This is a genomic window from Reyranella sp. CPCC 100927, from assembly GCF_007859315.1.
In the GTDB taxonomy this organism is placed as follows: Bacteria; Pseudomonadota; Alphaproteobacteria; order Reyranellales; family Reyranellaceae; genus Vineibacter.
On the sequence record NZ_VOHA01000015.1, the window covers coordinates 1 to 17,837 of the forward strand.

Annotated in this window: 17 protein-coding genes; 6 read left to right on the forward strand and 11 right to left on the reverse strand. The window is 67.2% G+C overall.

The annotated features are described in order from the left end of the window. The 3 genes from FQU96_RS29235 to FQU96_RS29245 form a co-directional block, all read right to left on the reverse strand. On the reverse strand, positions 1–1,497 hold a 1,497-nt coding region (locus tag FQU96_RS29235; protein ID WP_146544918.1), incomplete at its 3' end, for an AAA family ATPase. A gap of 39 nt (positions 1,498–1,536) precedes the next feature. Continuing rightward, positions 1,537–2,175 (reverse strand): DsbA family protein, encoded by a 639-nt coding sequence (locus FQU96_RS29240; protein WP_178130763.1) that lies wholly within the window; start codon positions 2,173–2,175, stop codon positions 1,537–1,539. Between the two features lie 171 nt (positions 2,176–2,346). Next, positions 2,347–2,880 carry a DUF721 domain-containing protein gene (locus FQU96_RS29245; RefSeq protein ID WP_178130764.1) on the reverse strand — a complete coding sequence of 178 codons (534 nt, stop codon included), beginning with the start codon at positions 2,878–2,880 and terminating at the stop codon, positions 2,347–2,349. Positions 2,881–3,029: 149 nt separating this feature from the next. Here FQU96_RS29245 and FQU96_RS29250 point away from each other — a divergent pair, with 149 nt between their 5' ends. From FQU96_RS29250 to FQU96_RS42295, 4 genes are all read left to right on the forward strand, one after another. Then, a complete protein-coding gene (locus FQU96_RS29250; protein ID WP_178130765.1) occupies positions 3,030–3,569 on the forward strand; it encodes a hypothetical protein in 540 nt (179 codons plus the stop codon). 71 nt (positions 3,570–3,640) lie between these two features. Continuing rightward, complete coding sequence (locus FQU96_RS29255; protein ID WP_146544922.1) at positions 3,641–4,030, forward strand: hypothetical protein; 390 nt, start codon at positions 3,641–3,643, stop codon at positions 4,028–4,030. Between the two features lie 95 nt (positions 4,031–4,125). Beyond that, a complete protein-coding gene (mutY, locus tag FQU96_RS29260; RefSeq protein WP_146544923.1) occupies positions 4,126–5,247 on the forward strand; it encodes an A/G-specific adenine glycosylase in 1,122 nt (373 codons plus the stop codon). Between the two features lie 82 nt (positions 5,248–5,329). Further along, positions 5,330–5,485 carry a hypothetical protein gene (locus FQU96_RS42295; protein ID WP_178130766.1) on the forward strand — a complete coding sequence of 52 codons (156 nt, stop codon included), beginning with the start codon at positions 5,330–5,332 and terminating at the stop codon, positions 5,483–5,485. 22 nt (positions 5,486–5,507) lie between these two features. On the opposite strand, the gene FQU96_RS29265 is transcribed toward FQU96_RS42295, so the two are convergent. The 6 genes from FQU96_RS29265 to moaB form a co-directional block, all read right to left on the reverse strand. After that, positions 5,508–5,942, reverse strand: coding sequence for a hypothetical protein (locus FQU96_RS29265; protein ID WP_146544924.1), 435 nt, complete (start codon positions 5,940–5,942; stop codon positions 5,508–5,510). Positions 5,943–6,061: 119 nt separating this feature from the next. Beyond that, a complete protein-coding gene (locus tag FQU96_RS29270) occupies positions 6,062–6,625 on the reverse strand; it encodes a GNAT family N-acetyltransferase (RefSeq protein ID WP_178130767.1) in 564 nt (187 codons plus the stop codon). 38 nt (positions 6,626–6,663) lie between these two features. Then, positions 6,664–7,770 carry a site-specific DNA-methyltransferase gene (locus FQU96_RS29275; RefSeq protein WP_146544926.1) on the reverse strand — a complete coding sequence of 369 codons (1,107 nt, stop codon included), beginning with the start codon at positions 7,768–7,770 and terminating at the stop codon, positions 6,664–6,666. A 173-nt stretch (positions 7,771–7,943) separates the two neighbouring features. Beyond that, the gene (locus FQU96_RS29280) at positions 7,944–8,549 is read right to left on the reverse strand and encodes a ribonuclease HII (RefSeq protein WP_146544927.1); all 606 of its coding nucleotides are present in this window, start codon (positions 8,547–8,549) and stop codon (positions 7,944–7,946) included. 81 nt (positions 8,550–8,630) lie between these two features. After that, on the reverse strand, positions 8,631–9,833 hold the full coding sequence (locus FQU96_RS29285) for a PA0069 family radical SAM protein (protein ID WP_178130769.1): 1,203 nt from the start codon (positions 9,831–9,833) through the stop codon (positions 8,631–8,633). A 90-nt stretch (positions 9,834–9,923) separates the two neighbouring features. After that, positions 9,924–10,472: a molybdenum cofactor biosynthesis protein B gene (gene moaB / locus FQU96_RS29290; RefSeq protein ID WP_146545064.1), complete on the reverse strand. Its 549-nt coding sequence runs from the start codon at positions 10,470–10,472 to the stop codon at positions 9,924–9,926. Between the two features lie 102 nt (positions 10,473–10,574). On the opposite strand from moaB, the gene FQU96_RS29295 reads away from it, so the two are divergent. Further along, positions 10,575–12,212, forward strand: coding sequence for an NAD(P)/FAD-dependent oxidoreductase (locus FQU96_RS29295; RefSeq protein WP_146544929.1), 1,638 nt, complete (start codon positions 10,575–10,577; stop codon positions 12,210–12,212). Between the two features lie 2 nt (positions 12,213–12,214). Here FQU96_RS29295 and FQU96_RS29300 read toward each other — a convergent pair whose 3' ends face one another. Next, positions 12,215–13,360: a CaiB/BaiF CoA-transferase family protein gene (locus FQU96_RS29300; RefSeq protein WP_146544930.1), complete on the reverse strand. Its 1,146-nt coding sequence runs from the start codon at positions 13,358–13,360 to the stop codon at positions 12,215–12,217. A gap of 117 nt (positions 13,361–13,477) precedes the next feature. Beyond that, positions 13,478–15,421 (reverse strand): lytic transglycosylase domain-containing protein, encoded by a 1,944-nt coding sequence (locus FQU96_RS29305; RefSeq protein ID WP_178130770.1) that lies wholly within the window; start codon positions 15,419–15,421, stop codon positions 13,478–13,480. A 183-nt stretch (positions 15,422–15,604) separates the two neighbouring features. Between FQU96_RS29305 and FQU96_RS29310 the strand changes: the two genes are divergently transcribed. Continuing rightward, positions 15,605–17,815 (forward strand): rhodanese-like domain-containing protein, encoded by a 2,211-nt coding sequence (locus FQU96_RS29310; protein ID WP_146544932.1) that lies wholly within the window; start codon positions 15,605–15,607, stop codon positions 17,813–17,815. The last annotated feature ends 22 nt before the right edge of the window (positions 17,816–17,837 follow it).

Below are 17,837 nucleotides of genomic sequence, written 5' to 3' on the forward strand. Positions count from 1 at the left end.
GGCCTCGGCCGCCTGCGCCTGGGCTGCGCGTGTTGCGTCTGCCGCGGTGGCCTGGGCGCCGCGGGCCTGCTCGACCGCCGCGCGTTCGGCGGTCTGGGCCGCCTCGACCCGCTCGGCGGCCTCATCGCGGGCCTGCATCAAGGCTTCGCGGGCGGCCTCGGCGGCAGCTTCGATGTCGGCCAGCGCCGGCAGGGTGGCGAGTTCGCTGCCGATCTGGCGGCGCTGGTTATCGGTCTCGTCGCGGCGTGCCTTCAGCCGGATCAGCCGCTCGTTGAACTCGGCGATCTCGCGCTGGACGCTGGCCATCAGCGTTTCGTCGGCCGCGATCTGGCGGGTCAGGCGATCGAGCTCGGCCTCGGCGCCGTCCATGGCGATGCGGGCCGCATCGCGGGCCTCGACGGCGGCTTCCTGCCGCTCGTCCTCGCCCACGCGTTCGCCGTTGAGTTTCTCCGCCTCGCGGCCCAGTTCGCCCAGCGCCGTCTCGGCGTCGCGGTGACGCTCGCCTTCGCGGGTCCCGTCGCTCTCGATCTGGGCCAGGCGCACCCGGCCTTCCTCGCGCGCCGCTTCGACCCGGCGCAGCTCGTCGGCCAGAGTTTCATATGCCACGCGCAGCCGCTGCAGCTTGGCGGCGGCCGCCGCTTCCTGGTGGCGCAGCGTCGGCATGTCGGCGGCGGCTTCGGTCTGTGCCGTCGCGGCGAGCGCGGCCAGCCGGGTCAGGTCGGTGACGGCCGCCGTGGCTGCTTCCAGCTCCTGGGCCGCCGTCGCCATGTCCTGGTCGGCCTGGGCCAGCTTCAGGGCCAGCACCGCCGCCTCGGCACGGCGGATGTGGTCGGACAGGTTGCGGTAGCGGCTGGCCTGGCGCGCCTGGCGCTTGAGCTGGCGGTGCTGCTCTTCCAGCGCTGCCAGCACGTCCTGCACGCGCAGCAGGTTGGCCTCGGCCGCCTTCAGGCGCAGCTCGGCCTCGTGCCGGCGCGAGTAGAGGCCGGTGATGCCCGCCGCCTCGTCGATGATGTTGCGGCGATCGACCGGCTTGGCGTTGATGATGGCGCCGATGCGGCCCTGGCTCACCATCGCCGTCGAGCGGGCGCCCGAGGCGGCGTCGGCGAACATCACCTGCACGTCACGGGCGCGCGTCTCGCGCCCGTTGACCTTGTAGAGCGAGCCGTGACCGCGCTCGATACGGCGGATCACCTCCAGCTCGTCGCTGTCGTTGAACACCGCCGGCGCCGTGCGGTTCTTGTTGTCGAGCCGCAGCAGCACTTCGGCGATGTTGCGCGCCGGCCGCTGGCCGGTGCCGCCGAAGATGACGTCCTCCATCTCGGAGCCGCGCATCTGCTTGGCCGAGGTCTCGCCCATCACCCATTTGAGGGCCTCGACGAGGTTCGACTTGCCGCAGCCGTTGGGACCGACAATGCCAGTCAGGCCCGGTTCGATGCTGAGTTCGGTCGGATCGACGAACGACTTGAAACCGGACAGGCGAAGCTTGTTGAACTGCACGTCGTGAACTCACCCAAATGGAGAACGCGGAACGGCCGACTATTTTACCAGCTTGGCCAGAGCCTCGTCCAAAGCGGCAACGGAGCGGGCCCCGTTCCAGCGTTGGCCGTTGATGAACAGGGTCGGTGTCGAGTCGACGCCGGCCTTCTCGCCGCCCTGCCGCTCGCCGACGATCGCCGTCGCGAGCTTCTGGTCGGCTAGGCAGGTCTTGATGTCAGCCTCGGTGATGCCGGCGATGCGCAGCGTCTTGCCGAGCTCCGCCATCGGCTCCTTGCTGGCGGCCCACTGGGCCTGGGTCCGGAAGATCACGTCGATGACGCCGAAGTAGCGGTCCTTGCCCGAGCACTCGGCGATCTGGGCGGCCTGCAGGGCGATCTGGTCGAGCGGGAAGTCGCGGAAGATGAACCGGACCTTGCCGCTGTCGACGTACTTCTGCTTCAGCGTCGGCAGGGTGTCGGTGTGGAAGGTGGCGCAGTGCGGGCAGGTCATCGAGGCGTACTCGATGATGGTCACCGGCGCATCGGCGTTGCCCATCACATGGTCCTCAGGCGTCACCTGAAGCTCCGCGGGTGCCTGGGCCAGCTGGACCACGGGGGGGGCAGCGCGCAGCGTGGCGCTGGGGGTAACGACCCCCAGAATTGCTGCGGCGCACAACGTGCTGCCCGCCAAGATCAACATCTTACGCATCGAACCCCCTTCAGCCCCCACATTTTGAGAGCCAGGCATGTGAAAAGTCAACGAAACCGGCCTTCCGGTTATGCACAAAATGTCGGCCGAATGTGGCGCGCCCGTAGCAGGGCCGGCAGCGGGCGGTCAAAACAACTTGAAGTCACCGTGTCCGGGTGACCCTCAGCGGCGGGTCAGGATGGCCCGACCCAGTCGTTCCAGGGCCTGGCGCAGGGCATCGTCGCCGATCGGCGCCACCTGTTCGCGCAGGGCCCGCTGGCGGGCGGCATCGAGCGGCCGCGGCATCGGCGGCGGGGCTGGGCGTGGATTGGGCAACGGCCCCTGAACGATTTGCAGGCGGGCGACGGCGGGATAGCCGAAATAGCCGTTGATGCGCTCGATCAGCTGCAGCGCCTGGTGCTGCAGTTCCAGCGCCAGCGGCCCGTCGACCCGCAGTTTCAGGGTGCCACCGCCCGTGGGCTTGCCGGTCTTGCGGGCGCCGCGGGCTTCAGGCGGCGCCGGGCCGCCCACCAGCCGTTCGGGCAGGCTGTGACGCGCGATCTCGGTGCCGGCGATGAGCGACCATTCAGCTTGCAGGCGCGCCGTGGCCGTACCGCGCCGGCGCACCAGCGGCCCGGTCAGTCGGCCGACATGGGCGCCGACGGCTTTCAGCCCGCCGCGCCGGTCCAGCGCGATGTCGCGTTCTTCATCGGCCATGCCGGCAAGTTTACGCCGGCTGCGGCGCAGAGGCGACACCAACGAAACAAAGCCGCGTCCGCCGCAACATGGGGGCGATACAGGCCAAGCGTACACCACTGCCATCACGGCACGTCGCGAAGGACGGCCCGGCAGGAGAAACGAGGACAATGACACGCAGCAAGCACGGTGCACTGAAGGCGATTGCCGTTGCGATCGCGATGACGGCGACATCCATCACACTCGGCATGGCCACCGGCGCGCGCGCCGAGGTCGTCGCCCGCTACGACGCCGAGCAGTGGGTGGTCGAGGCCAACGCCTCGGACGGTGCGTTCCAGAGCTGCACCGTTACCGCCGACTATGGTCGCGGCGCCAAGGTGATGTTCATGCTGACCCGGGAAGGCAACTGGGGCATCGGCATCGTCAATCCCGGCTTCAACCTGAACCCCGGTGTCACCGGCCAGGTCGCGTACTGGGTCGACGACGGCCGGGCGCGCAGCGGCAAGGCCAAGGCGTTGAGCGCCAAGGCGCTGATGGTGATGCTGGCCGACTCCACGCAGCTGTTCGAGGAAATCCGCACCGGTTCGCGGATGTACCTGAAGGTCGGCGACGAGACGTTCAACCTGACGCTCAACGGCACCAACACTGCGCTCTCGGCGCTGGTGGGGTGTGCCCGCCGTCACCAGCAAAACGCACGGGCCAGCTACTGACACCCGATGTGATGGAACGCCATACGGCCCTCGTCCGTTACCTTCACGTGGGTATGGATCTGGAGGTCAAGATGCCCGACACGCAGTCGAAGCTGCATCAGTTCAGCCTGGGCTTCAGTGACGACGGGCGCTTGTGCCGTATGGTGTTCGTCGATGACCAGGCGCGCTCGGTCGAATGCCTGGCCGATTTCAACGAGTTCACGCAATTCGTCTCGCGCCTGTGCGATGCGGCGACCGAAATGGCCAAGCGCCAGACGCCTGGCCCGGTGCTCGACGAGGAGCCATATCAAGGCATTCCCGTGGCGTCGGCATCGTTTCGCGCCGACCCGCAGACCGGCCATGTTCAGGGTAATCTGGTCACCGACACCGGCGATGCATTCACGGTGCAACTCGGCCCTTCGCTGGCGGCGCTGATCGCGCGTGACCTGGTGCTGGCGCTGCCCACAGGTGCGGCGAACTGACGGGCAACCCCTGATACAATTCACAGGGCGTGGCGTTCGCGATCTTGTTTTCGCAAGCTAGTTGTGATGGGTGCCTTAATCATTTGCGGGCACCCATGCGCGATACTGTCGAAACCATTACCGAACTGCCGGAAGGCCCGACGCCCGAGGTCCATGCTGGCCGACTGCTGCCGTGGTACGACCGCCATCGCCGCACGCTGCCCTGGCGGGCATTGCCGGGCGAGAAAGCCGATCCCTACCGCGTGTGGCTGAGCGAGATCATGCTGCAGCAGACCACGGTGGTGACCGTGGGCGCGTACTTCGATGCTTTCCTGCACCGCTGGCCCACGGTGCGCGATCTGGCTGCCGCGCCGCTCGACAAGATTCTGCACGCCTGGCAGGGACTGGGTTACTACGCACGCGCCCGCAATCTGCATGCCTGCGCCCAGGCCGTGGTCGAACGCCATGGCGGCCAGTTCCCCGATGACATCGAGGCGTTGAGTGCGTTGCCCGGCGTCGGTGCCTACACCGCCGGTGCCATTGCCGCCATCGCCTTCGACCGCCAGGCCAGCGCCGTCGACGGCAACGTCGAGCGCGTCATCGCGCGCCTTTATGCGCTGGAGACGCCACTGCCCGACGTCAAGCCGGCGATCCGCGACTACGCCGGGCGTCTGGTGCCGGCCGAACGGCCGGGCGACTACGCGCAGGCGATGATGGATCTGGGCGCCACGGTGTGCACGCCGCGCGCCCCGCGCTGCGTGCTGTGCCCGGTGGTCGACCTGTGCGTCGGCCGGCGGCTGGGGGTCGCCGAAACGCTGCCGCGTCGGCGCGTCAAGCCGGCGCGACCGGTGCGCCAGGGCATCGCCTTTCTGCTGATGCGCAAGGATGGCGCGGTGCTGCTGCGCCGCCGGCCACCGCGCGGCCTGCTGGGCGGCATGATCGAAGTGCCGTCAAGCCCCTGGCGGGAAGGCACGCTCGATCGCGATGACTGCCTGTCGGCCGCGCCCGTGCCGGCCTCGTGGCGGTCGCTGCCCGGTATCGTGCGCCACGTCTTCACGCATTTCGAACTGCGGCTCGAGGTCGTCGCCGCTTCGACGGCGGGCATGGCCGATGAAGTCGCCGACGCACAATGGTGCGCCATCGACCGGCTGGACGAGATGGCCTTGCCGACCGTGATGAAGAAGGTGCTGACGCACGGCCTGAAGGCGATGGCCGATGCCAACCCGGCGGCGACCTGATTTTTTTCTGCTGACGGTATTGCCAACGCCCTGTTGCCGGACAAAATCTCGGATCGCGCCCTGACTTCAGAACGAGGTTCCGATGACAGTCGCCGAGTTGATCGCCCTGCTCGAGAACGAAGATGCCGATGCGTCGATCCTGGTCAATGTCGAGGGAACGCCGCGCGAAATCTCCCATCTCGAGTCCCTTCCGCAGGAGGACGGCGAACTCGAAGTCCACATCATGATTCCGGAATGATGGTCGAAGCGCTGGCCGCGGCCTATGGGCTCGCGGCGGGCGCCAGATGCCACACGATGACCAGGATGGTGAGCCCGATCGCGACGGCGGCTGGCGCCAGCAGGATGTCGATCGCGACGTGGCTGCCACGCTGGTGTCCGTCACCGACCTCGATCTCGCGCGATTTCCAGTCATGGAACGATGTGCGTGCCGGCCGGTCTTCCTCGCGTGCCGCTTCCGGCCGCTGACGCGTGAAGCGGTTCATGGCGTAGGCCAGGCCGACGGCGATCAGGCACAGGTAGCTTACCATCGCCAGGGCGAGTCCGGTGTAGGCCTCGACGGAGTCGGGGCTCCATGTCGCGCTGAACCCCCAGGCGGCGATCAGTATCAGCAGGACGAAGCCCGCGACGCCTTTGAAGATCCAGGGATGAACATGCACGGAGTGAGGGCGCTCATCGTGCGACCGCATCATGGCCATGGCGGCCTCCGTTGTCTCGCGGTTGCTGACGATGAAGAAACACCCCGTGTGCGGCATCGGTTGCGGGCGACGTCGCTGCGGCTTCGCGACTCGCTGTCACAGCCGGAAATGCGCAGGGCTCAATGGAGCCGCGTTCGTGATCGCGGACGACGTGTCGCTGGTGCCTTGGGGGTGGGCTGGCTGTCCGATGGCGCCGCGCCGTCGATCAGGCGGTCGAACGCGGGGCCGAAGAGGGCATGCGCCACCACGGTATCGGCCGTGGCGCCCAGCGCGCGATAGAACGCAAGCGCTTCGGTGTTCCACTGCTTGGCTGTCCACCAGAAGAAGATGCATCCAGCCTGACGCGCCTCGCGCGCCACGGCGGCCATCAAGGCCCGGCCGACACCGAGGCGGCGGGCATCTTCGCGCACGAAGAGGTCCTGCAGATAGAGGCCGCGGGCGGCGTGCGGAGCGTCGTAGGCGGCATGGAACATGGCGTAGCCGACCGGCTCGCCGTCGCGTTCGGCGATCAGGGCCGTCCAGCACGGCGTTGCGCCGAATCCATCGCGGCGCGCCACGGCGGCGCTGAAGTTGCCGACCGGATCACCCTGATGCGCGTTGAGGCCGCGCGTCAGCTCGGCCAGCGCCTCGGCGTCGTCGACGGTGGCGCGTCGAACGGACACGCGTGTTGTTGCATCGCTCATGACGCACCATGGCGCTGCCGATGGTGCGAAGTCCAGGCCTACTGCAGGCGTGCGCGCATCTGCTGGCGGAGGTGATCGATGGGCAGGCGCTTGCCGTCGAAGTCGACGTGCCAGAAGGTCCAGCCGTTGCATGACGGCGCGCCCTGCACGGCGGCGCCGACTTGGTGGATCGAGCCGCGCAGATCGCCGGTCGGGCCGCTGGTCGACAGGGTGCCGTCGGCCTTCACCCGCGCGTGGATGCGGCCGGACGGATCGGCCAGCGTGACGCCCGGGGTCAGCAGGCCGGTCTCGATCAGGACACCGAACGGAATGCGCGGCTCGGCACGGCGCGCCGGCTTAGGTGCGATATCCTCGGCGGGCAGAGTGCGGACCGCGTCGATGCGCTTGCGCGCCAATTCGGCGTAGGCCTGTTCACGCTCGATGCCGATGAAGCGGCGTCCCAGCCGCTTGGCGACGGCGCCGGTGGTGCCGCTGCCGAAGAACGGATCGAGGATCACGTCACCCGGATTGCTGGCGGCCATGATGCAGCGAAACAGCAGTGCCTCGGGCTTTTGCGTCGGATGTGCCTTCTTGCCGTCGTCGCCCTTCAGCCGCTCGGCGCCGGTGCACAGCGGCAGCGTCCAGTCGCTGCGCATCTGCAGGCCTTCGTTCAATTCCTTCAGTGCTTCGTAGTTGAATGTGTAGTTCTTGCGCCGCTTGTCGCGCGCCGCCCAGATCAGCGTCTCGTGCGCGTTGGTGAAACGCTTGCCGCGGAAATTCGGCATCGGGTTGCTCTTGCGCCACACGATGTCGTTGAGCAGCCAGAAGCCGAGGTCCTGGAGCGCCGTGCCCATGCGGAAAACGTTGTGGTAGCTGCCGATCACCCACATCGTGCCGTCGGGTTTCAACACACGCCGAGCCGCCGTCATCCAGGCGCGCGTGAAGGCGTCATAGCTCGCGAAGTCCTCGAACTTGTCCCAGTCGTCGTCGACGGCGTCGACCTTGCTGTTGTCGGGGCGGTGCAGGGCGCCGGCGAGCTGCAGGTTGTACGGCGGGTCGGCGAACACCATGTCGACCGATCCGGCGGGCAGCCCGTTCAGGATCTCGATGCAATCACCGACAAGGACTTGATCGGACAGCCCATTGTCCCTCGGCATGCGCCCCATTCCTTCGCACCATGGATGTCGGCCAAGGAGGATGAGCGGCCGAGAACGCGAAGAACATGTGCACAATTGTGGATAAAGTCAATTTACTTTATTTGAATCAGTAAGTTATGTCTTTTTCTTCAAGTTATTGGCGGTGTGGATAGACGAGGACTCAAGATGTTGTGCCATCGGCCTCACAGAAGGCGGCCCAAGGGAGCGAAGCTGAAGCGGTGGTGCGGCGTCGGGCCAAGCTTCTGCAGTCCCGCGAGATGCTCGGGCACGGAATAGCCCACGTTCTTCGACCAGCCGTAACCGGGGTGGCGCTCGTGCAGGCGATGCATGATGCGATCGCGCGTGACCTTGGCGATGATCGACGCGGCGGCGATGGAGTAGCTGCGCGAGTCACCGCTGACGATGAGTTCCACCGGACAGGCCAGCCGCGGCGGCCTGTTGCCGTCGACCAGCGCGACGCAGGGCGGTGCCGGCAGGGCGCCGACGGCGCGGCGCATCGCCAGGAAGGTCGCCTGCAGGATGTTGAAGCGGTCGATCTCGCGGGCGCTGGCGGCACCGACCCCGATCAGCACCGCGTCGCTTTTCCTGAGCGCCTGGAACGCCTTCTCGCGGTCTTCGGCGGTGAGCTTCTTGGAGTCATCGAGCAGGCGCAGCAGGCTGCGCTTGGCACGCGTGCGGTCCAGAACGACGGCAGCGGCGAGCACCGGGCCGGCCAACGGGCCACGGCCGGCCTCGTCGATCCCGGCGACGGGGCCTTCGAAGCGGGTTTCAAATCGGAAATGCGGCATTGGTTACGGCAAAGAAGGGACCCTCACATTGCCCCAACTCCCGCCGCGGCACAGCGCCAAGTTTCAACAGCTGTGGAGATCTCAGAACAGCGACAGCTGATTCCGGTCCTGCTTCGAGTCCGCAGCGCCCGGCGGCACGCGAAATTGCGTGATGTCGAGCGTATAGCGAAAGCGGTTCATCTCGAACTTCCTGGTGGCGAGCGCGAAGCGCGTGCGCAGCAATTCGGCGTAGGTGCCGGTGCCGGTCATGCGCTGGGCCCAGTCCGAATCGTAGAGCTTGCCGCCCCGCGTCTGGCGTACCAGCGACAGCACGTGCTCGGCCCGGCCGGGGAAATGCTCGCGCAGCCACTCCTCGAACAGTGGCCCGATCTCGAGCGGCAGGCGCAACACGGTATAGCCGGCGCGCGTCGCGCCGGCTGCGGCGGCGGCCTCCAGGATCGCCTCCATTTCGTGATCGTTGATGGCGGGGATCATCGGCGCACTCATCACGCCTGTCGGGATGCCGGCCTCGCTCAGCTGCTTGATGGCCGCGATGCGTCGCGTGGGCGTCGAGGCGCGCGGCTCCATGACGTTGGCCAGATGCCGGTCGAGAGTGGTCACCGAGACGAACACTTCCGCCAGCTGTCGCTGCGCCATGGGCGCCAGGATGTCGATGTCGCGCGTGATGAGGTGGTTCTTGGTGACGATACCGACGGGATGATTGAACTCGGCCAGCACCTGCAGGATCGCCCGCGTCACTTTCAGCTCGCGCTCCACCGGCTGATAGGGATCGGTGTTGGTGCCCATCGCCATGACGTTGCAGCGATAGCCCTTCCGCGACAGCTCCTGGCGCAGCAGTTGGGCTGCGTCGGGCTTGAACAGCAGCTTGGTTTCGAAATCGAGGCCGGGCGACAGGCCGAGATAGGCATGGCTGGGCCGGGCGAAGCAGTAGATACAACCGTGCTCGCAACCCCGGTAGGGATTGATCGAGCGATCGAACGGCACGTCGGGCGAGGTGTTGCGGGCGATGATGGTGCGGGTGGCGTCACGCGTCAGCGTCGTGGCCAGGCGTGGCGGGTCTTCATCGTCGGGATGGGCGTTGGCCTTGGCTGCGTCGCGATCATCCGACGAACCCCAACCGTCATCGACCGCGACGGTAGACTGGCTGTCATAGCGGTTGGCCGGATTGCCGATCGCGCCACGCCCCTTGCGCGCGCGGGCGGCGACGGCCGCGTCGGGACTGTGAGGAGCCGCATCGAAGCCCTCGATGTCCGGCCCCGGCAGGGGCGTCGAACGGGGTGCCATGACCATACCCGGATGAGAACGAAAGAAGAACAAACTGACTCTGGCTGAGCCAAGAGTCAAGGCTTCCGGATGATGGCGACCGAGGCTTTGTCAGCCGCTGCGCGGCGTCTTGCCTTCGTTCAGGCGCGGCAGCAGTTCGGCGAAGTTGCAGGGCCGGTAGCGGATATCGAGCTGGTACTTGAGGATCTCATCCCAGCCATCGCGGCAGGCACCGGGCGAGCCGGGCAGGCCGAAAATATACGTGCCGCCGGCGACGCCGGCGACGGCCCGGCTTTGCATGGTCGAGGTGCCGATCTTCTGGAAGCTGATCCAGCGGAAGGTCTCGCCGAAGCCCTCGATTTCCTTCTCGAACAGGCCTTTCAGCGCCTCCGGCGTCACATCACGGCCGGTGACGCCGGTGCCGCCCGTGGTGATCACCACTTCGATGGCGGGGTCCTCGATCCAGGACGTGACCCGGCGCCGGATCTGGTCGACGTCGTCGGTGACGATGGCGCGATCGGCGAGATGGTGGCCGGCACCATTGACCCGCTCGGCCAGCGTGTCGCCCGACTTGTCGTCGGCGAGCGTGCGTGTGTCGGAAATGGTGAGCACGGCGATGTTGACCGGCTTGAAGGGCCGGCTCTCGTCGATGCGGTCCATGCGCGTCATGACATCCTCATGCCGGGCGGCGTGTTCGGGGTATCTCGATCCTGTGTTGAGGAATATATGCATTCCTTCGACGCACGTGCTCGCATTTCTCTCATGGCCGCCCAAGATCAATCGCCTGCAGCGCAAGTCTGGGACGTCGTCATCATCGGCGCCGGCCACAACGGCCTGGTGTGCGCGGCCTATCTTGCCGCGGCCGGCCTCAAGGTGAAGGTCGTTGAGCGGCGGGGTGTCGTCGGTGGCGCCGCGGTCACGGAGGAGTTCCATCCGGGTTTTCGCAACTCGATCGCGTCATACACGGTGAGCCTGCTCAACCCCAAGATCATCCGCGATCTGGACCTGCATCGCCACGGCCTCACGATCGTGCATCGGCGCCTGGACAATTTCCTGCCACTGCCGGACGGCAACTACTTCAGGGCCGGCGAGGGCATCACACAGGGCGAAATCGCACGCTTCAGTCAACGCGACGCCGCGCGCTACGACGCCTACGGCGCTGAAATCGACGCGGTCGCCGATGTGTTGCGCGATCTCGTCCTGCGGCAACCCCCGAACCTGGTCGACGGATCATGGCGCGCGCGTTTGATGGAAGGTTGGCGCACGCTCACCACGACCAACCGCTTGCGCCACCTGACGGCGCGCCAGCAGCGCACGCTCTTCGACCTGTTCACCAAGTCGGCCGGCGATTATCTCGATGGCTGGTTCGAGACCGATGTCGTGAAGGCGCTGTTCGGCTTCGACTCGATCGTCGGCACCTATGCCAGTCCCTATACGCCCAACACCGCCTACGTCCTGCTGCATCACGTCTTCGGCGAGGTGAACGGTCGCAAAGGGGCGTGGGGCCATGCGATCGGCGGCATGGGCGCGATCACGCAGGCAATGGCGCGGGCGGCGCGCGAACGCGGTGTCGACATCGAGATCGACGCGCCGGTGCGTGAGGTGATCGTGGAGAAGGGGCGCGCTGCCGGTGTCGTGCTGTCGGACGGCAGAACCGTGCGGGCCCGCGCCGTGGCCGGCAACGTCAATCCGAAGCTGCTGTTCGAACAGATGGTGCCAGCCGGCATCCTGCCGGATGAGTTCCAAAACCGCATGCAGCGTTGGCGCTGCGGGTCGGGCACGTTCCGCATGAATGTGGCGCTCTCGGCGCTGCCCAACTTCGCGTGCCTGCCCGGCAACACAGTCGCCGATCATCACACCGCGGGCATTATCATTGCCCCGTCGTTGACCTACATGGACCGCGCCTACGATGATGCCAAGCGTGATGGCTGGAGCCGGGAACCGATCGTCGAGATGCTGATTCCCTCGACGCTCGACGACAGTCTGGCGCCGCCGGGGGCGCATGTCGCCAGCCTGTTCTGCCAGCACGTGCAGCCGCAACTGTCGGACGGCCGCTCATGGGATGATCATCGCGAGGCGGTCGCTGACCTGATGATCGCGACCGTTGATCGTTACGCGCCCGGATTCGCCGCCAGCGTCATCGGGCGCCAGATCCTGAGCCCGCTCGACCTGGAACGCACGTTCGGCCTGATCGGCGGCGACATCTTCCATGGCGCGCTGTCGCTGGACCAGATCTTCAGCGCCCGGCCGATGCTGGGCTACGCGGACTATCGCTCGCCGCTGCCGGGGCTATATCTCTGCGGTTCGGGTGCCCATCCGGGCGGCGGCGTCACCGGCGCGCCCGGCCACAATGCCGCGCGTTCCATCATCGCCGACAGCCGCCGCGGATTTCGCACCTGATATCACTCCGCTGCCTTGCCGGCCGCGCCAAACACCGTCTCGTTGTCGCCGCCCAGTGCCGGGGGATCGCGCTGCAAGGCCAGGGTCTGGCCGTCGATGCGCACCGGGAAGCCGAACGTGCGGGTTGCGACACCCGACGGCAAGGTGATCGGCTGTACCCAGCCCATGTGGGCGACCTGCGGCTCGGCCAGCACCTGGGCATAGCTGTTGATGCGCCCGTGCGGCACACCACCTTTTTCAAACGCGGCAATCCAATGATCGACAGGCTGCCTGGCGAATTCGGTCTCGAGAATGGCTTTCAGCGCGACCTGGTTCTGGGCTCGCAGCGACGTGGTGGTGAAGCGGTCATCGGCCAGCAGGTCGGGTCGCGCCACGACGTCGGTCACCGACTGCCATAGCCGGTCGTTCCCGGCAGCGATCACGAAATAGCCGTCCTGGGCCTTGAACGCCTGGTATGGCGCGTTGCGCGGATGGGCCGAGCCCAGCTTGCGCGGATCGCGACCGGTGCCGAAATACTCGCTGGTCTGTAGCGCCCCGATGCCGAGGCTGGCGCCCAGCATCGACACATCGATATGGCCGCCGGCGCCGCCCATCTGCACCTCGCGCAACTTGGCGGCGATGGTGAAGGCGCCGTAGAGGCCGGCGGCGAAGTCGGATACCGGCACACCGCACTTCACCGGCGCACCGTCGGGCTCGCCGGTGACGCTCATGATGCCGGACACGGCCTGCACCGTGACATCGAAGCCGCCTTCGCCGCTGCGCGGGCCGGTCTGTCCGAACGCGGAGATCGAACAGTAGATCAGTCCGGGCTTTTCCGCCTTCAGGCTGGCGTAGCCCAGGCCGAGCCGGTCCATGACACCCGGCCGATTGTTCTCGACCACGACGTCGGCGTCCAGGATCAGCGCGCGCGCCCGCTTCTTGTGCTCGGGATTCTTCAGGTCGAGCACGACCGAGCGCTTGTTGCGGTTGAGGGACGCGAAATTCTCGCTGTAGCCGTCGGAAATCGGCGGCCACTGCCGCAGCATGTCGCCCTCGGGCGGTTCGACCTTGATGACGTCGGCGCCCAGGTCGGCCAGCAACATGCCGCAGAACGGGCCAGCCGCGACCTGGCAGAATTCGATGACCTTGACGCCAGCCAGCGGCAACATTCTCGTCGTCCTTTCCGTTCGTTTGTCATTCCGAGCGCAGCGAGGAATCTTTCGCGTTTGGCGCGCGCCGCGCATCCGTTTGGAAAGATCCCTCGCTGCGCTCGGGATGACAGTGTGTCACCGTCGCGCGTCGCGCGACTGATGGGTGGGCCATTGATACTGCACGACCTGATCGAGCGAATCGGCCTTCTGGCCCAGCCGCATGCGATAGATCCAGTAGTTGGCCAGCACGGCCTCGAGGTAGCCGCGCGTCTCGTTGATCGGAATCGACGCCGCGAACAGCAGCGGATCGCTGGCCAGATCAGCCGAGGCCAGCCAGCGGTTCACGTTGCCCGGCCCGGCATTATAGGCCGGCACGACATGCATCAGGTTGTTGCCGTAGTCGTCCAGCAGCATCTGCAGGTAGGTCTGGCCCAGCGACAGATTGTGGCTGGGTTCGTAGCGGTCGGCGCCGACCCGGTCGGGCATGTACTGGCGCTCGACCTGGCCCGCCGTGCCCGGCATCAGCTGCATCAACCCCATGGCGCCGGCCCATGAACGCGCACGCGGATTGAACGCCGATTCCTGGCGCATCACGGCGAAGACCAGGGCACGATCCACGGTGAAGCCTTCGCGTGGCGTGTAGGGCGGAATGGGGTAGAGCGCGCTGTCGAGGCCCTCGATGCGATCGGGCCGCTCGCGCGCGCCCGAGGCGACTTTGTAAGCCAAGCCGGTCAGTTTCGCCTCTTCGGCCAGCGCCAACACCGCCTCGACCAGGCGCGGATCGGCGTCGACGGCGGCGGCGTTCAGCTCGACCTCGGCATTGCTAACGGCCTTGAGCTGCAGCAGCGCCAAGGCGCGCCGTGTGGTGCGGTCATCGCGCAGCAGGCTGCGGCGCGCGCCGGTCAGTTCGGCCGCCTTCCAGTGCGGCCGAACCTCGACGCCCAGGGTGCGCAGGGCAATGAGGCCGTAGAACGTGCGGTCGTAGATCGCCGCCCGCTTCATCCACAGTCCGAAGCGCTCGGGGTTGCCGGCGGCCAGATTGGCCCGCGCCGCCCAGAACGCGCCGGCCGCGATGGTCGAGGAATAGGCGCGATCACCCGGCGTTTCGGCCACGCGCTCGAAATGGCGAGCGGCCTCGCTGAAGGCGCCCTGGCGCCAGGCGGCGATGCCGGCCTGGAAGGCGGCCGACGGCCGCTCGTCGTAGTCCTGGACGACCGGCTGGTCCTCGCCGCCGCTCTGCACCTGGCGGCTGCCGATCTCGGCGCGCCAACGCTGGATCTCGTCCGCCGGCAGCGATCGTTGCGTGTCGGGCAAGTCGAGCAGCAGGCGGGCGGCGGAAAACCCGCGATCCTCGATCATGCGCGCCAGTCGGCTGCGGATCGACGCGGCCTGTACCGATTCGCCGCCCAGCATGCGCGCGTCGGGGGCCATGGTGCGAGAGCCGGTGGCCGCGAACGTGGCCGATTGCGGCTCCGGGGCGCCGGATGGCTTGCGGGCTATTGCCGCCTTGTAGATGTTGGGGGCGTCGGGATGGTCGCCGTAGTCGCGCAGCCAGTCGGCGAGTTGCTCATAACTGGCCGTATAGCTGGACGACAGGTAGCGCTGCGCCAGCATGTAACCCAGCAGCACCTTGTCGCGCAGGGCACTGATATCGGTATCGGCGGCGGCCCAATCGCCGCTGGCCTGGGCCGCGACGATGCGCTGGTAGCGTGCGATGTCCGACGACTCCAGCACCGTTGGCGGGCTGCCGGCGATCTGCGCCGTGGGGTCGATGTCGATGACCGGCGGCGGCGGCACATAAGCTCGCCGCGGTGCCGCCTGCGGACGGAAAGCGGTGCGCTTGGCGGGCGCCGGCCGCGCTGCCGTCAACCGGGTTCCGGTGTGCCGCGTCGCGGTCGGACGCGCTGCGGTCGGGCGCGCTGCCGTCGGCCGCTGGCTGGCGGCGGCCGGCTTGGCACCGGGTTTGGCCGTGGGGACGTGGGGGCGAGGTTGCCGATTGGCCTGTGCCCATCCCTCCGCAGCCGGTCCTGCGGCCCACAGCAACAGCGCGGCGAGAGCCGGCAACACGACATGTCTCATGATTGTGGTCTCCCCCAACGCGGCGACCCAGGCCATCGGCTTGGTTAATGGATCGCAGGCGGGCCGGCAAGCGTGGCTGCGCGCATCCGTGGTGCATAGAGAAATGATTACCTGCCATGCGTTGACCCGCCTGTCCGCCGCCCTATAGTCCGCCCACCATTCGAGGATCCCAAGGAGACAGCCATGTCGCTGTGGAACCAGCGTGCGACAGCAGCGCGCGACATGCTCACCGCGGTGCGTGCGATCGAGACCGGCGAGGGCGTCACGCGCGAGGCGTTGGCCAAGATCGGTCAAAAGCTGACCGAGCTGGCGACGCAGACCGAACTCTTTCCCCTCGAGCAGTTTCCGGTCCGCGCCGACGGCGGCATCTACCGTATCGCCGAGGATCCCGATCACCGCTTTGCGCTCTACGCGTCGGCTGGCCTGGAAGGCAAGCTGGTGCCGCCGCACAATCATACGACATGGGCGTGTATCGCCGGCGTCCACGGCCAGGAGCACAATGTACGCTACAGCCGGGTCGAGGACGGTCGCAACGATCCGGACTTCATCACCCTGGAGCGCGGCGGCGAGAGCACCATCGTCAAGGGCAACGTCATCGAGTATCTGCCCGACGACTTCCACACCATCCAGGTACCGCAAGGTGGCGCGCCGGCACTGCACTTGCATCTCTATGGGCTCAGCCTCGAGCATCTGCCCGACCGGGTCACCGTGGACCCCGAGACCGGCCGCGCCATGCGCTTCATGGCCAAGCCCAAGATTCTGACGCCGCTGGTATCGGCGGCGGAGATCAAGGCGGCGCTGGGGACCGATGCGGAGTTCGCCTTCTTCGACACCCGCGAGGAGGGCGAGTTCAACGAAGGGCACCCGCTGTTCGCGACGCCGTTGCCGCTGTCCAAGCTGGAGCTGCGTGTGCGTGCGCTGGTACCCAATCCCGATGCGCACATCGTGCTGATGGACAGCGGCGAGGAAGGCCAGACGGGGCGCGCCAACCGTGCCGCCGCCCGGCTGTCGCGCTGCGGCTATGGCAACGTGGCCGTGCTGGATGGCGGGCTGAAGGCCTGGCGCGAGGCCGGTTACGAGGTGTTCGGCGGCGTCAACGTGCCGAGCAAGGCCTTCGGCGAGGTCGTCGAGCATGATTGCGACACGCCGCGCATCGAGGCGGCCGACCTGAAGAAGCTGGTCGACGAAGGCACCGATCTGGTGATCCTCGACAGCCGGCCGATGGACGAGTTCCGCAACATGTCGATCCCCGGCGGCATCGATTGCCCCGGTGCCGAACTGGTCTATCGGGTGAAGGACTTCGCGCCCAAGCCGGAAACGCTGGTTGTGGTCAATTGCGCTGGCCGCACACGCTCCATCATCGGTGCGCAGTCGCTGATCAACGCCGGGCTCCCCAACAAGGTGATCGCGCTGAAGAACGGCACCATGGGCTGGCACCTTGCCGGCCTGCAGGTGGCGCGCGGCCGGCATGACACCTACCGCGGCCAGAGCGCCGCGGCGGCGGGCTGGGCCAAGGAGGCCGCGTCGCGCGTGGCGCAGAAGGCCGGCATCCGGCCTATCCCCATGTCGGCGTTGCGTCGGATCGAGGAGGAGACCGCGGCGGCCGGCGGCAGCGTCTACAGGTTCGATGTGCGCGATCCGGCGGAATACGCCAAAGGCCATCTGGTCGGCTTCCGGCACGCCCCGGGCGGCCAGCTGGTGCAGTCCACCGATCACTATGTCGGCGTGCGCAACGCCACGATCGTGCTGCATGACAATGACGGCGTGCGGGCGATCATGACGGCGCATTGGCTGGTGCAGATGGGCTGGCAAAAGGTCCACGTGCTGAAGCATCGGCCGATGACCGATGAGATCGAGACGGGCCCGGAGCGCCGCGCCGTTCCGGGTCTCAACCGGATCAGCGTGCCCACGATCGCGCCGACCGACCTGAAGACCGCGGTCGACGCCGGCGAGGTGCTGGTGGTCGATCTCGACACGTCGCTCCGCTATCGCGACGGCCATGTGCCCGGCGCCTGGTTCGCCGTACGGGCGGGCCTGGGCAAGACTCTGGCCGACATGTTGGCGCAGACGCCCAATGCCAAGCATGTCGTACTGGTGTCACCCGACAGCGTTTCGGCGCGGCTGGCGGCGATCGATGTGATCGAGAACGGCTCGACCACGCTGCCCGTTTCGGTGCTCGAAGGCGGCATGCGGGCGTGGCGCGATACGCGTCTGCCGATCGAAAAGGGGCAGACCCGCATGGCCGATCCGCCGACCGATGTCTGGTACCGCCCCTATGACCGCACCGAGAACATCGAAGCGGCGATGAACCAGTACCTGACCTGGGAAGTCGACCTCGTGGGACAGGTTCAGCGCGATGGCGACACGCGGTTCAACGTGCTGAAGGTGTCGTGACGAACAGTTCCTTCCCCCCCGG

Coding starts and splice junctions, on each gene's coding strand:
- FQU96_RS29270 (WP_178130767.1), bottom strand. CDS start 6,625: ATGAGCGATGCAACAACACGCGTGTCCGTTCGACGCGCCACCGTCGAC.
- FQU96_RS29240 (WP_178130763.1), bottom strand. CDS start 2,175: ATGTTGATCTTGGCGGGCAGCACGTTGTGCGCCGCAGCAATTCTGGGG.
- FQU96_RS29295 (WP_146544929.1), top strand. CDS start 10,575: ATGGCCGCCCAAGATCAATCGCCTGCAGCGCAAGTCTGGGACGTCGTC.
- FQU96_RS29275 (WP_146544926.1), bottom strand. CDS start 7,770: ATGGGGCGCATGCCGAGGGACAATGGGCTGTCCGATCAAGTCCTTGTC.
- FQU96_RS29280 (WP_146544927.1), bottom strand. CDS start 8,549: ATGCCGCATTTCCGATTTGAAACCCGCTTCGAAGGCCCCGTCGCCGGG.
- FQU96_RS29310 (WP_146544932.1), top strand. CDS start 15,605: ATGTCGCTGTGGAACCAGCGTGCGACAGCAGCGCGCGACATGCTCACC.
- FQU96_RS29250 (WP_178130765.1), top strand. CDS start 3,030: ATGACACGCAGCAAGCACGGTGCACTGAAGGCGATTGCCGTTGCGATC.
- FQU96_RS29245 (WP_178130764.1), bottom strand. CDS start 2,880: ATGGCCGATGAAGAACGCGACATCGCGCTGGACCGGCGCGGCGGGCTG.
- FQU96_RS42295 (WP_178130766.1), top strand. CDS start 5,330: ATGACAGTCGCCGAGTTGATCGCCCTGCTCGAGAACGAAGATGCCGAT.
- FQU96_RS29305 (WP_178130770.1), bottom strand. CDS start 15,421: ATGAGACATGTCGTGTTGCCGGCTCTCGCCGCGCTGTTGCTGTGGGCC.
- FQU96_RS29285 (WP_178130769.1), bottom strand. CDS start 9,833: ATGGCACCCCGTTCGACGCCCCTGCCGGGGCCGGACATCGAGGGCTTC.
- FQU96_RS29300 (WP_146544930.1), bottom strand. CDS start 13,360: ATGTTGCCGCTGGCTGGCGTCAAGGTCATCGAATTCTGCCAGGTCGCG.
- moaB (WP_146545064.1), bottom strand. CDS start 10,472: ATGGACCGCATCGACGAGAGCCGGCCCTTCAAGCCGGTCAACATCGCC.
- FQU96_RS29265 (WP_146544924.1), bottom strand. CDS start 5,942: ATGGCCATGATGCGGTCGCACGATGAGCGCCCTCACTCCGTGCATGTT.
- mutY (WP_146544923.1), top strand. CDS start 4,126: ATGCGCGATACTGTCGAAACCATTACCGAACTGCCGGAAGGCCCGACG.
- FQU96_RS29255 (WP_146544922.1), top strand. CDS start 3,641: ATGCCCGACACGCAGTCGAAGCTGCATCAGTTCAGCCTGGGCTTCAGT.